The 13262-nt window shown below is 61.8% G+C and carries 14 protein-coding genes; 7 read left to right on the plus strand and 7 right to left on the minus strand.

Features of this window, described 5'->3' with window-relative positions:
• Window positions 1-6 precede the first annotated feature (6 nt).
• The 6 genes from fba to FB598_RS12400 all read left to right on the plus strand — a co-directional run bounded on the left by fba (window position 7) and on the right by FB598_RS12400 (window position 5875).
• A complete protein-coding gene (gene fba / locus FB598_RS12375; RefSeq protein WP_141914386.1) occupies window positions 7-1071 on the plus strand; it encodes a class II fructose-bisphosphate aldolase in 1065 nt (354 codons plus the stop codon).
• 83 nt (window positions 1072-1154) lie between these two features.
• Entirely contained in the window at window positions 1155-2051 is an 897-nt protein-coding gene (locus tag FB598_RS12380; protein ID WP_141914385.1) for a phosphoribosylaminoimidazolesuccinocarboxamide synthase, read from the plus strand.
• A 3-nt stretch (window positions 2052-2054) separates the two neighbouring features.
• Window positions 2055-2552: a 5-(carboxyamino)imidazole ribonucleotide mutase gene (purE, locus tag FB598_RS12385; protein WP_141914384.1), complete on the plus strand. Its 498-nt coding sequence runs from the start codon at window positions 2055-2057 to the stop codon at window positions 2550-2552.
• Entirely contained in the window at window positions 2549-3748 is a 1200-nt protein-coding gene (locus tag FB598_RS12390; RefSeq protein WP_141914383.1) for a 5-(carboxyamino)imidazole ribonucleotide synthase, read from the plus strand. Before purE ends, FB598_RS12390 begins: the two co-directional genes overlap by 4 nt.
• A 17-nt stretch (window positions 3749-3765) precedes the next feature.
• Window positions 3766-4815, plus strand: coding sequence for an L-threonylcarbamoyladenylate synthase (locus tag FB598_RS12395; RefSeq protein WP_141914382.1), 1050 nt, complete (start codon window positions 3766-3768; stop codon window positions 4813-4815).
• A 310-nt stretch (window positions 4816-5125) separates the two neighbouring features.
• The gene (locus FB598_RS12400; protein WP_141914381.1) at window positions 5126-5875 is read left to right on the plus strand and encodes an OmpW family protein; all 750 of its coding nucleotides are present in this window, start codon (window positions 5126-5128) and stop codon (window positions 5873-5875) included.
• 89 nt (window positions 5876-5964) lie between these two features.
• Here the strand turns inward: FB598_RS12400 and FB598_RS12405 are convergent, their stop codons facing one another.
• Entirely contained in the window at window positions 5965-6474 is a 510-nt protein-coding gene (locus FB598_RS12405) for a flavin reductase family protein (RefSeq protein ID WP_141914380.1), read from the minus strand.
• Window positions 6475-6686: 212 nt separating this feature from the next.
• Here FB598_RS12405 and msrA point away from each other — a divergent pair, with 212 nt between their 5' ends.
• On the plus strand, window positions 6687-7220 hold the full coding sequence (gene msrA / locus FB598_RS12410; RefSeq protein WP_141914379.1) for a peptide-methionine (S)-S-oxide reductase MsrA: 534 nt from the start codon (window positions 6687-6689) through the stop codon (window positions 7218-7220).
• 137 nt (window positions 7221-7357) lie between these two features.
• Here msrA and FB598_RS12415 read toward each other — a convergent pair whose 3' ends face one another.
• The 6 genes from FB598_RS12415 to purB all read right to left on the minus strand — a co-directional run bounded on the left by FB598_RS12415 (window position 7358) and on the right by purB (window position 13045).
• Window positions 7358-8563 carry a cyclopropane-fatty-acyl-phospholipid synthase family protein gene (locus FB598_RS12415; RefSeq protein WP_141914378.1) on the minus strand — a complete coding sequence of 402 codons (1206 nt, stop codon included), beginning with the start codon at window positions 8561-8563 and terminating at the stop codon, window positions 7358-7360.
• A gap of 82 nt (window positions 8564-8645) precedes the next feature.
• The gene (pdxH, locus tag FB598_RS12420; protein WP_141914377.1) at window positions 8646-9281 is read right to left on the minus strand and encodes a pyridoxamine 5'-phosphate oxidase; all 636 of its coding nucleotides are present in this window, start codon (window positions 9279-9281) and stop codon (window positions 8646-8648) included.
• Between the two features lie 201 nt (window positions 9282-9482).
• Window positions 9483-10058, minus strand: coding sequence for a YceI family protein (locus tag FB598_RS12425; protein ID WP_141914376.1), 576 nt, complete (start codon window positions 10056-10058; stop codon window positions 9483-9485).
• A 111-nt stretch (window positions 10059-10169) separates the two neighbouring features.
• Window positions 10170-10748: a YceI family protein gene (locus FB598_RS12430; RefSeq protein ID WP_141914375.1), complete on the minus strand. Its 579-nt coding sequence runs from the start codon at window positions 10746-10748 to the stop codon at window positions 10170-10172.
• Between the two features lie 82 nt (window positions 10749-10830).
• On the minus strand, window positions 10831-11355 hold the full coding sequence (locus FB598_RS12435; protein WP_141914374.1) for a cytochrome b: 525 nt from the start codon (window positions 11353-11355) through the stop codon (window positions 10831-10833).
• Window positions 11356-11677: 322 nt separating this feature from the next.
• Window positions 11678-13045, minus strand: coding sequence for an adenylosuccinate lyase (purB, locus tag FB598_RS12440; protein ID WP_141914373.1), 1368 nt, complete (start codon window positions 13043-13045; stop codon window positions 11678-11680).
• Window positions 13046-13262: the final 217 nt, after the last annotated feature.

A 13262-nucleotide genomic window follows, 5' to 3' on the forward strand; every position in this document is an offset into this window, starting at 1 on the left:
CTTATCATGCCTCTCGTATCCATGCGCCAATTGCTGGACCACGCCGCCGAAAACGGTTACGGCCTGCCAGCGTTCAACGTCAACAACCTGGAGCAAGTTACCGCCATCATGCAGGCTGCCGATGAAGTCGGCGCGCCGGTCATCATGCAAGCCTCGGCGGGCGCCCGCAAGTATGCCGGCGAAGCTTTCCTGCGCCACCTGATCTCGGCGGCGGTGGAAGCCTATCCGCACATCCCGGTCGTCATGCACCAGGACCACGGCCAGTCGCCGGCGGTGTGCATGGCCGCGATCAAGTCGGGTTTCTCGTCGGTGATGATGGACGGCTCGCTGATGGAAGACGGCAAGTCGGTGGCCAGCTATGAATACAACATCGAAGTCTCGCGCAAGGTGGTCGAGTTTTCGCACGCCATCGGCGTGACCGTGGAAGCCGAACTGGGCGTGCTGGGTTCGCTGGAAACCATGATGGGCGACAAGGAAGACGGCCATGGCGCCGACGGCAAGATGACCCGCGAGCAACTGCTGACCGACGTCAACCAGGCCGCCGACTTCGTCAAGCAGACCCAGTGCGATGCGCTGGCTATCGCCATCGGCACCTCGCACGGCGCCTACAAGTTCTCGCGCAAGCCGACCGGCGACATCCTGGCCATCGACCGCATCAAGGAAATCCACGCCCGCATTCCCAACACCCACCTGGTGATGCACGGCTCCTCCTCGGTGCCGCAGGAACTGCTGGCCGAGATCCGCGAATTCGGCGGCGACATGAAGGAAACCTACGGCGTGCCGGTCGAAGAGATCCAGGAAGGCATCAAGCACGGCGTGCGCAAGATCAACATCGACACCGACATCCGCCTGGCGATGACCGGCGCGATCCGCCGCTACCTGTTCGAGAACCCGTCCAAGTTCGATCCGCGCGACTACCTGAAGCCGGCGCGCGAAGCGGCCAAGCTGGTCTGCAAGGCGCGCTACCTGTCGTTCGGCTGCGAAGGCCAGGCCGGCAAGATCAAGGCGCTGCCGCTGGAGAAGATGGCAGAGAAGTACAAGAAGGGCGAATTGGCGCAAATCGTTCAGTAATTTCAGTCATTCGACGCACGCGCACTAACCAACCGGGATCCGTTCACAGCGGTCCCGGTTTTTGACTTTACGAAAATACCACCATGAGCAGTCTGTACAAATCCTCGATCACTTCCCTGCCTCTCCTGGGCACCGGCAAGGTCCGCGAAAACTACGCCGTCGGCGACGACAAGTTGCTGATCGTGACCACCGATCGCCTGTCGGCCTTCGATGTCGTCATGAACGAGCCGATCCCGGGCAAGGGCAAAGTGCTGAACCAGATGAGCGACTTCTGGTTCGAGAAGCTGGGCCATATCGTGCCCAACCACCTGACCGGCGTCGATCCGGAATCGGTGGTGGCGCCCGGCGAAGTGGAGCAGGTGCGCGGACGCGCCGTGGTGGCCAAGCGCCTGAAGCCGATCCTGGTGGAAGCCGTGGTGCGCGGCTACATCATCGGTTCGGGCTGGAAGGATTACCAGGCCACCGGCGCGATCTGCGGCATCAAGCTGCCGGCCGGCCTGCAGCAGGCCTCCAAGCTGGAGCAGCCGATCTTCACCCCGGCCGCCAAGGCCGACCTCGGCGAGCACGACGAGAACATCAGCTTCGAAGAAACCGAACAGCGCATCGGCGCCGAACTGGCCAGCAAGATCCGCGACATCGCGATCAAGTTGTATGTGACCGCTGCCGATTATGCCGCCACCCGCGGCATCATCATCGCCGACACCAAGTTCGAGTTCGGCCTGGACGACAACGGCGTACTGCACCTGATGGACGAAGTGCTGACCGCCGACTCCTCGCGCTTCTGGCCGGCTGACAGCTACCGGGTCGGCATCTCGCCGCCGTCGTTCGACAAGCAGTTCGTGCGCGATTACCTGGAAACCGTGGACGGCTGGCAGAAGACCCCGCCGGCGCCGCCGCTGCCGGCCGACGTGATCGAGAAGACCGGCGCCAAGTACCGCGAAGCGCTGGAACGCCTGACCGGCAACACGCTGAAGGACTGAGCCATGAGCAACGTCGTCAAGCCGCTGGTCGGCGTCATCATGGGTTCCTCCTCGGACTGGGATGTGATGCAGAACGCCGTGGCCATCCTCAAGGATTTCGATGTGCCGTTCGAGGCGCAGGTGATTTCCGCGCACCGCATGCCGGACCAGATGTTCGACTACGCCGAGACCGCGCGCGCGCGCGGCCTGCGCGCCATCATCGCCGGCGCCGGCGGCGCCGCCCACCTGCCGGGCATGGTGGCGGCCAAGACCATCGTGCCGGTGCTGGGCGTGCCGGTGCCGTCCAAGTACCTGCGCGGTGAGGATTCGCTGCTGTCCATCGTGCAGATGCCCAAAGGCATTCCGGTGGCGACCTATGCCATCGGCGAAGCCGGCGCCGCCAATGCGGCGCTGTCGGCCATCGCGATCCTGGCGACCACCGACGATGCGCTGGCCGCCAAGCTGGAGGCCTTCCGCAAGACCCAGACGCAAGTCGCCCTCGACATGAAACTGCCCGTATGACCACGCAGTCCCCGAAACAAGCCCGGCCCGCCGTTCCCTCGACCACGCCTGCCACCTGGCTGGGCGTGATGGGCGGCGGCCAGCTGGGCCGGATGTTCGCCCATGCCGCACAGAGCATGGGCTTCAAGGTCGCCGTACTGGAAGCCGATGCCGATTGCCCGGCCGGCCAGGTGGCCGACCGCCTGCTGGCCGCACCTTATGACGACGCCCGCGCCCTGGCCGAGTTGGGAAGCCTGTGCGCCGCGGTTACTACCGAATTCGAGAACGTCTCGGCGCACAGCCTGGCGGCCCTGGCCGGCCAGACTTTCGTCGCGCCTGCCGCCAGCGGGGTTTCGATCGCCCAGGACCGTACCGCCGAGAAAGCCTTCTTCACCGAGTGCGGCAGCCGTTCCGGCGTATTGCCGGCGCCGCATCGCGTGATCGCTTCCGAGGCTGACATCGCCGCCATCGGCGAAGACCTGCTGCCGGGCATCCTGAAGACCGCCCGCATGGGCTACGACGGCAAGGGCCAGGCGCGCGTGCGCACGCTGGATGAAGTGCGCGCCGCCTTCGCCGACATGAAGGGCGTGACCTGCGTGCTGGAAAAGATGCTGCCGCTGGCCTATGAGGTCTCGGTGCTGGTGGCGCGCGGGGACGACGGCCAGGCCGTGGTCTATCCGATCGCTGAGAACGTGCATCGCGACGGCATCCTGTTCACCACGACCGTGCCCGGGCCCAACATCGGGCAAGACGCTGCCGCGCGCGCCCAGCAGGCGGCCTTGCAGATCATCGAAGGCATGCATTACGTCGGCGTGCTGTGCATCGAGTTCTTCGTGCTGCAGGACGGTTCTCTGGTGGTCAATGAAATGGCGCCGCGTCCGCATAACAGCGGCCATTACACCATCGATGCCTGCGTCACAAGCCAGTTCGAACAGCAGGCGCGCGCCATGGCCCGCCTGCCGCTGGGCGACACACGACAGCATTCGCCGGCGGTGATGCTGAACATCCTGGGGGATGTCTGGTACGACGGCGAGAACGTGCGCGAACCGGCATGGGAGCAAGTGCTGGCATTGCCCGGCGCCCATCTGCATTTGTATGGCAAGGCCGAGGCGCGCCGCGGCCGCAAGATGGGCCATGTGACCTTCACCGGCGCCACCATTGAAGAGGCGCAGAAGCAGCTTGCTGCCGCTTGCGCCATCCTCGGCATCGCGCCTTGAGCCAGCAGGAACCGAGCATGGGCGACGACAAGCACAATCCCACTACGCTGCAGATCGATGCGGCCGCAGTGATGTTGGCTGCGCGCAAGCTGGAGCAGGGCAAGCTGGTGGCTTTCCCGACCGAGACGGTCTACGGCCTCGGCGGCGATGCCGAGAATCCGGCCGCCATCGCGGCGATCTATGCCGCCAAGGGGCGTCCGGCCAACCATCCGGTGATCGTGCACGTGGCGCCCGAGGCCGACATCGGCTACTGGGCGGCGTCGGTGCCGGTAGAGGCGCGCCGTCTGATCGCCTCTTTCTGGCCGGGGCCGCTGACCTTGATCTTGAAGCGTGCCTCGCACATTCCCGACGCCGTTGCCGGCGGCCAGGATTCGGTCGGCTTGCGTTGCCCGTCGCACCCGGTGGCGCAGGCCTTGCTGCGCGAATTCCGCGGCGGCAAGGGCGGCATCGCCGGCCCGTCGGCCAACAAATTCGGACACGTCAGCCCCACCACCGCCGAGCATGTGCGCGAAGAGTTTGGCGGCGATGAAGACAGCCTGGTCGATTACGTGCTCGATGGCGGCCAAAGCGAGGTCGGCATCGAGTCGACTATCGTCGACCTCAGCCGTATCGATACCCACGGACCGGTGCTGTTGCGCCCGGGCCAGATCAGCGCCGAGCAGATTGCCGCAGTGCTGGGCGCCGCGCCCGCCGCGCCGGATGCCGCCGCGCCGCGCGCGTCTGGCACGCTGGATGCGCACTATGCGCCGCATACGCCGGTAGTGCAGGTCAACCCGGAAGAACTGCCGCAAGTGCTTGCCAAGCTGCATGCGCAGAACAAGACGGCGGCATTGATCCATCGCCTGCCGCAAGCGTCCCAGGTGTTTGCCGCGCGGCGCATGCCGCAAGACGCAGGCGCCTATGCGCATGACATCTATGCCGCCTTGCGCGACATGGACCACGCCGGCGCCGACATCATCGTCGTCGAGGCCCTCCCCGTGACGAGCCAGTGGCAAGGCGTTAACGACCGTTTGCGCCGCGCCGCCTTCGATTCCATCGGCATCCTGTCGCGTCTGACCGGCGCCTGAGCGCCGCCTTTCCTTCCCCTGAAGCTCTGCCGTCGTTGCTGGTACTGACCTGCGGGTCAGTTGCTGGTTGTCAAAACAAGACAACGGCCGACATCGTCTATACAAATTGTCACAAAGCTGGCATAGTATCTTCAAAGAATAGCACGCACGTTCTTTTTGTTTGGCAGATGTAAATATCGGGGGAAGTATCAGTCGCCCTGAGTGATGCAAAAAATCAAAAACGGCAAATTAACCGTTGAGAAACCACCTGCCGACACCAGCCGGCGGGAATAAAAAATCTGGGCACAGCCCTCAATTCTTGGAGACAGAAATGCAGAAACAATTTTCCCTTTTGCCCAAAATCGCCGCATTGTCCGTGATGGCGGCATTCGCTGCTCCGGCCATGGCGCAGACCGCCGGCAGCAATATCGTGAACTTGGGGTGGTTTCACCTGATGCCGCAGGATTCCAGCGAAACTCTGCGCAAGAACGATGGGCCGGGCGCCGGTCCGATTCCAGGTTCAGGAGCGACGATCACCAATGCCGATACGCTCGGTTTTGCTTTCACCCACTTTTTCACCGATAACTTCGCATTGACGACCGACCTCGGCATTCCTCCGACCTTCAAGCTGAACGGCACAGGCTCGCTGGCAGGCGTTGGCGAGATCGGCAAGGCCAAGCAATGGAGTCCGGCGATCGTGGCCAAGTGGTACTTCGGCGATGGCAACAGCAAATTCCGTCCATTCGTCGGCGCCGGTGTGAGTTATATCTGGTATGACAATATCGAACTGAGCCAAGGTTTCCAGCGGACCATCTCGAGCAAGTACAGCGGCGGGGCCGTCACTACGGCCAAGTCCAGCGCCAACCTGAGTTCGTCATGGGCGCCTGTGTTCAACATCGGCGCGGCCTATAATTTCGACAAGAACTGGTCGGTGTCTTTCTCGGTTTCTTACCTGCCGCTCAAGACCAATGCTGATATCACTACTGAACTGCCGGCGGCCGCAGGCGGCACCACGCACTCCAGCACCAGCCTGACGATCAACCCGATCGTGAGCTTCCTGTCTGTCGGCTACAAGTTCTGATTTAGCCGGAGCTGAATGAAAAAGCGCCCTCGGGCGCTTTTTTTATGCCGTGCCTGCGCCATCGAGGCCGAGGCAGCATGTCGGGCGGGTCAGATTTTCCCGGTTTTGATGAAGCCCCCATTGTGGAATACCAAGGCCGCCTGCGGATGGACCTCGCAGTGTTCGACCTCGCCGACGAAGATCACATGGTCGCCCTCAGGATACTGGCTGCGGTTATGGCATTCGAACCAGGCGGACACGCCGTCGAGCACGGGCTGGCCGGTGCGCGAGAGTGAATAGGAGATGCCTTCGAAGCGGTCTTCCTTCTTGCTGGCGAACTGCTGCGCCACATGCGCCTGGTCGGCGCCCAGGATGTTGATGACGTAATGCGAATTGCCCGAGAAAACCGGCAGGCTATTGGCCTTTGTCCCCAGGCTCCACAGCACCAGCGGCGGATCGAGCGAGACCGAATTGAAGGAGCTGGCGGTCAGGCCGAGCAGGCTGCCATCGGCCAGGCGCGTAGTGATCACGGTGACGCCGGTGGCGAATTGGGACAGGGCCTGGCGGAAATGGGCGGCGTCGAATTCGCGCGACTCGGCGCGCGGGAAGCGTGTGTGCATCGAAAGTATGGGGTTTGATTCGAAAGGGCGGCGCCTGGTAAGTGCGCAAGCCGGACATGCGCATGATAACGGATCGCGGCCGGTCCTGCCGCAGGCTGGCGCGAATACGTGGCCGCTCCGATATTGGCGTGCATCAACAAAATGCACGGTTGCTACCGTTTTGCGTTAGAGTTTTAACTGATGCAATGGCAATCAAGAACAGGGAGGTTTGTATGGCTAGCGAAATCGCAGTGCTGGGCGGCGGTTGTTTCTGGTGCCTGGAGGCGGTCTACCAGCAGGTCAAGGGCATCGATGCGGTGGAGTCCGGCTATACGGGAGGGACGGTCGTCAATCCCAATTATGAGCAGGTTTGCGCTGGCCAGACCGGCCATGCGGAAGTGGTGAAACTGAGTTTCGATCCGCAAACCATCAGCTACCGGGAAATCCTGGAAATATTCTTTACCATCCACGACCCGACCACATTGAACCGCCAGGGCAACGACATCGGCACCCAATACCGTTCGGTCATCTACTACCAGAACGAGCTCCAGCGCGATACCGCCAAGCACATCATTGCCGAGATGGCGCTGGTATGGGACGCGCCCATCGTCACCGAGCTGAGTCCGGCGCAGCCCTACTACAAGGCCGAGGATTACCACCAGAACTATTTCCAGCAGCACCCCTTCCAGGGGTATTGCGCTTTTGTGGTGGCGCCCAAGTTGGCGAAATTGCGCGAGGTATTCGCAGGCAAGAGCAAGCCTGAATAAGGAAAACGGCTCTCGCGGACGCGGGCGTATGGCGTGAGCCGTACGCCCGCTTTTATTTGCGCCTTGAGCTGCTTGAGTCGTTTGAGCCGCCTGCGCCTATCGGCGCCGGGCCGAAAAAGGGGAGGGCTACGGCTTCCTCATTTGCCGTAGATGTAGTTGCGTGACCAGGGCAAGCCTTGCGCGCTGGTATTGGCCTTGGTGCAAACGACCTGGTACAGCGAGATCCAGTCGCGCTCGAAACCGTAGGCGCTGCCGGCCAGATAGACGCGCCAGATGCGGTAGCGCTTCTCGTCGGTGACTTTGCGGATGGCGTCGGTGTTGGCTTCGAAATTGTCGGCCCACATGCTGCAGGTCCTGGCGTAGTGGCGGCGCAGGTTTTCCACATCGAACGCTTCCAGGCCGCCTTCCTGCATGGCCTTCAAGACCGCGCTGAGGTGCGGCAGTTCGCCCGCCGGGAACACGTACTTGTCGATGAATTCACCGGCGCCGTAAGGCGATTCGCCATTGTCGATGTCGGTGGTGGTGATGCCGTGATTCATCGCCATGCCGCCGTCAGCCAGCAGATTGTTGATCTGTCCGAAATAGAGCGGCAGGTTCTTGATGCCGACGTGTTCGAACATGCCCACGCTGGTGATGCGGTCGAAGACGCCGGTGACGTCGCGGTAGTCCTGCAGGCGGATTTCGACCTGGTCGGCGAGGCCGGCGCGTTCGACGCGTTCCCTGGCCAGCGCGTATTGGTTCTGCGACAGGGTGATGCCCACGCATTTTGCGCCGAATTTCTGCGCCGCCCGGATCACCAGCGCGCCCCAGCCGCAGCCGATGTCGAGCAGGGTCTGGCCGGGTTTGAGCTGGATCTTGTTCAGGATATGGTCGATTTTCTTGACCTGGGCGGTGGCGAGATCCTCGTCGCCGTTTTCGAAGTAGGCGCAGGAATACACCATGCGCTCATCGAGGAACAACTGGTAGAAGTCGTTGGAGACGTCGTAGTGGTACTGGATCGCCTCGGCATCCTTCTTCTTGGTGTGGGTCACGCTGCGCACCATGCGCCCCAGCTTGCCTTCAGCCTTGAGCGTGTTGGACGCCAGCGCGTTGGCGACGTTGATGATGCTCTTGACCGCGCCCTCGACCTCGATCTTGCCCTCGACATAGGCTTCGCCCAGGTTGGCGAGGGAAGGGTTGAGCAGCGAGGTGATGGCCGATGCCTGGGGCACTTTCAGCGTGACCTCGGGGGCTCCCTGGCTGAAGTCGTATTGCTGGCCGTTCCACAACACCAGCCGCAGCGGCAGGGCCGATGCGTTGCGGACATTCTCTACCCAGGCGTCAAGCTTCTTTTCCCAAAACACGATTTTCCTCCGCGTAGTGACGTGAATGCTTAAGAACCCGTTTCATTGTGAAACGGGTTCTGCAGCCCCGGTCAGGCAGCGATCAGGGCTGCAGGCGCTGCCGCTGCCATTCGCCGCTGTCTGTTCGGGTGTAGAGCACACGATCATGCAGGCGCGAGGGCCGGCCTTGCCAGAATTCAATGCGATCAGGGATGACCCGGTAGCCACCCCAATGGGCGGGGCGAACCGGATGGTCGCCGTATTGCCGTTTCGTCGTTTCGTATTGCTGTTCCAGCGTGTCGCGATCTGCGACTGCCTGGCTCTGCCGGGAAGCGATGGCTCCCAATTGGCTGGCCAGGGGGCGGCTGGAGAAGTACGCGTCGCTTTCTTCCTGGCTGACGCGTTCCAGCTTCCCTTCGATGCGAACCTGGCGTTCAAGTTCGACCCAGTGGAACAGCAAGGCAACGTACGGATTGGCCTGGGCTTCCTTTCCCTTGCGGCTGTCGTAGTTGGTAAACCAGGTAAAGCCATGTTGATCAAATTGCTTGATCAATACGATGCGCGAAGACGGTCTTCCATCGGGCCCGACGGTGGCAACGCTCATTGCGTTGGGTTCGGGGATCTGTGCTTTGGTCGCTTCGTCGAACCAGATTGCAAATTGGTCAACTGGGTCGGCGGCGACTTCGAGTTCGGACAAACTGGCGCGGCTGTAGTCTTTACGTAGGTCTGCTATCGACATGCTACTTGATCCTTTTGGAACAGCGCTAGATTAGCGCGTTTTAAAAAGTTCTGCAGAGATGCAAAACGGCGAATGCGAGCCATTGTGCGACATCCTGGCCATTGGCTCAATGATCCATTGCAAGGATTGCACATGTGCCGGGGACGTAAAAAAGCCGATGCGCAAGGCATCGGCTTTCTATGGGGGCAGGCCCGATGCTGATCAGTTGCTCTTGATCGCCTCGACCTGGATGGCCAGCTTGGTTTCCATGGAGAAGCCGTATTTCGCGCCGTAGTCGATGCCGAAGTCGGCGCGGTTGAAGCTGGCCGAGGCATCGCCGCCGCAGACTTCGCGCTTGAGCATCGGGTGCTGGATGCAGTTGAACTTGTTGATGGCCAGCGTCAGCGGCTTGGTCACGCCATGCAGGGTCAGCGTGCCTTCGACCGATACCGGCTTGTCGCCGTCGAACTTGATGGCGGTGCCCTTGTAGACGGCGGTCGGGTACTTGGCCACGTCGAATATCTCGGCGCCCTTGGCATGCTCGTTCATCTTGGCATGGCCGAAGTCGATCGAGGAAGTGTCGACGGTAATTTCCATGGTGCCGGTCTTGGCGGCGCGGTCGAGGTTCACGGTGCCGCTGGTCTTGGTGAATTTGCCGCGCCAGAACGACACGCCCATGTGGTCGGCTTCGAAGCTGGGATAGGTGTGGTTCGGATCGATGGTGTAGGTGTCGGCGGCGAAGGCGGAGCCGACGGTGCCGGCGGCGATCAGGGCGAGGAGGGCGTGGTTCAGTTTCATGTATCGGTTCCTTGTAGGTAATGTTGGCGCTTCAAACGCGATGCGTCTGGCGGGCGCGGACTGTTGCGTGGATGGCGCGGTTCTTCTGATGTGTTCTGCCGGCGAGGCGGGTTATGGCGTGGCGACGATATGGAACTTGATGCTCACTTCATCGGCCACCATGCCGGTATCTTTCCATTCGCCTTCGCCGATGTTGTAGGTCAGGCGCTTGATCGGCAGCGTGCCGTCGAAGACTTGGGCATTGCCTTCTTTCTTTACCGCCAGCGGGAAGCTGACATCGGTGCTTTTGCCCTTGATGGTCAGCTTGCCGGCGACATCGAATCGGGTGCCGGCCGGTGCGCCGGCGCTGGGCTTGATCGAGCTTGCCACGAACGTGGCCTTGGGAAATTGGGCCGCGTTGAACCATTCCTTCTTCTGCACTTCCTGGTTGTATTCGGCGGCGCCCAGGTCGAAGCTGGCAATGTCGATGTCAACGCTGGCACGGCCTTCGGCAGGCTTGGCCGGATCGAAATCGATGGCGGCGGTGAATTTCTTGAACTTGGCGTCAATCGGCACGTTCAGTTGCTTGAAGGTGGCGGTGACCGCGCTTTTGGCGGCATCGACCTTGAGCGGCGCGGCCTGGGCCGAAGCGGCCAGCGCGATCGTTCCGATGGCGATCAGGGAGGGGGAGAGGAAGCTTCGCAGTGTCATAGGGGGTTCCGGTAAAGACAAACTGAAACGAACTGAAACAAACAGTGGGCTTGGGGCAAATCGGCAGATGCCGGCGGGCCGCTTACGGCAGCATGCGCCGGAAGAGGTTGTCGCGGTCGATGAACTGGTGCTTGAGCGCGGCCAGCACATGCAGGCAGAAGGCCGCCAGCAGGACCATGTTCAGCGCATAGTGCATGTCCTTGAGCAGCGGCTTGAGTTCCGGATTGGGCGCCATCAGCACCGGCAGCGGCACGATGCCCAGGTAAACCACCGGCACGCCGGCCGACAGGCTGTAGAAATAACCGGAGAGCGGGACGGCGAACATGAGTACGTACAGGCCCACATGCATCCAATGCGCCATGCTCTGCTGCCAGCGCGGCATATGTGCCGGGTAGGCGGGCGCTTTATTGCTGAGGCGCCACAGCAGCCGCAGGCAGGCCAGGGCCAGTACGGTGACGCCTATCCATTTGTGCCAGGAGAAGTATTTGAGCTTGGTCGGGGTCAGTCCGGGGATGTCGACCATGGTCAGTCCCAGGCCGAAGGCGGAGATGATCAGCAGGGCGATCAGCCAGTGCAGCAGCACGGCGGGTTTGGTGTAGCGGTCCATAGCGTGTGAATTTTGTTGTTGCGGTTGGAACGGTGTGGCCTGAAATGGTTTCGTCACAGCAGGGAGCCAGGCCAGGAATTGCGCGATGGAGACGCTGCGGCAAATTCCTCAGTGCATTGCATCATGCCATTCTTTTGCCGGTATGTGAGTATAAAGAGGTTGGCAAGGGGCCATTACTGCTTGAAATGGAATTTCACCCATCCGGTTTTGCGAGCAATCCTGTCGGCGAGCGGAGGGCGTGGGCGGGGAAACAAAAATGGCGTGCAGGAAGCACGCCATGGGGCGGGGGGGATTGCCTGCCCGGCGGCAGGCGATCCGGGGCTCAGATCTGCTTGGCCAAGGCCACCGCGTTGCCGATGTAGTTGGCCGGGGTCATGGCCAGCAGGTGGTCGCGGGCTTCCTGCGGGATGGCCAGGCCATTGATGAAGTCGCGCAGCGCTTCCTTGGAAATGCCCTTGCCGCGGGTCAGTTCCTTCAACTGTTCATACGGGTTTTCGATGCCGTAGCGGCGCATGACGGTCTGCACCGGCTCGGCCAGTACTTCCCAGGTGGCGTCCAGGTCTTCGGCCAGGCGCGCCGGGTTGACCTCCAGCTTGTTCAGGCCGCGCAGGCAGCTGTCATAGGCCAGCAGCGAGTAACCGAAGCCGACGCCGATGTTGCGCAGCACGGTCGAATCGGTCAGGTCGCGCTGCCAGCGCGAGACCGGCAGTTTTTCGGACAAGTGCTTGAGTACGGCGTTGGCCATGCCCAGGTTGCCTTCGGAGTTTTCGAAGTCGATCGGATTGACCTTGTGCGGCATGGTCGACGAACCGATTTCGCCGGCCTTGGTGCGCTGCTTGAAGTAACCCAGCGAGATGTAGCCCCAGATATCACGGTTCAGGTCCAGCAGGATGGTGTTGGTGCGGGCGACGGCATCGAACAGCTCGGCCATGTAGTCGTGCGGCTCGATCTGGATGGTGTAGGGGTTGAAGGTCAGGCCCAGGCGCTGCTCGATCACGTTCTTCGAGAAGGCGGCCCAGTCGGTCTGCGGATAGGCGGACAGGTGGGCATTGTAGTTGCCCACGGCGCCATTCATCTTGCCCAGGATCTCGACGGCGGCGATGCGCTTGGCGGCGCGTTGCAGGCGCGCCACGACATTGGCGATTTCCTTGCCCAGGGTGGTCGGGCTGGCCGGCTGGCCGTGGGTGCGCGAGAGCATCGGGACGGCCGCGTGTTCATGCGCCAGTCCGGTCAGCTTGGCGATCACGTCGTGCAGGGCCGGCAGCATCACGCTGTCGCGCGCGGCCTTGAGCATCATGCCGTGCGAGGTGTTGTTGATGTCTTCCGAGGTGCAGGCGAAATGGATGAATTCGGACGCCGCAACCAGTTCCGGCACGTCTTTCACTTTTTCCTTGAGCCAGTATTCCACGGCCTTGACGTCGTGGTTGGTGACGGCTTCGATTTCCTTGATGCGGGCGGCATCGGCTTCGGTGAAGTCGGCCGCCAGCTTGTCCAGCAAGCGGCTGGCCGCGGCCGGGAACGGCTTGATTTCGGCAAAGCCGGCTTCCGACAAGGCTTGCAGCCAGGCAATCTCGACCTTCACGCGATGGTGCATGAAGCCTGCCTCGGACAGGATGGGACGCAGTTTGTCGGTTTTGGAAGCATAGCGCCCGTCCAGTGGGGACAGGGCCGAAAGAGCGGAGAGAGACATGATGGAAAACGGATGAGATGCGTTGACTGAAGATTGGCGGAAATTTGATATATGACTGACATCAATCCCGGAATCACCTGAAGGCAGGATTTTACCATCCGCCGGCTATCCGGCCCCAGTTTTGCGGGCTTGTTGCTTTCCGGCCGGCCGGGGCGGGCGCCTGAATTTGAGCCCAAGTCCGAATGCTATAATCGCTGCGGATAATTACACTAAAGAC

Origin of the sequence: Herbaspirillum sp. SJZ106, assembly GCF_006715495.1 — a bacterium.
In the GTDB taxonomy this organism is placed as follows: domain Bacteria; phylum Pseudomonadota; class Gammaproteobacteria; order Burkholderiales; family Burkholderiaceae_D; genus Herbaspirillum.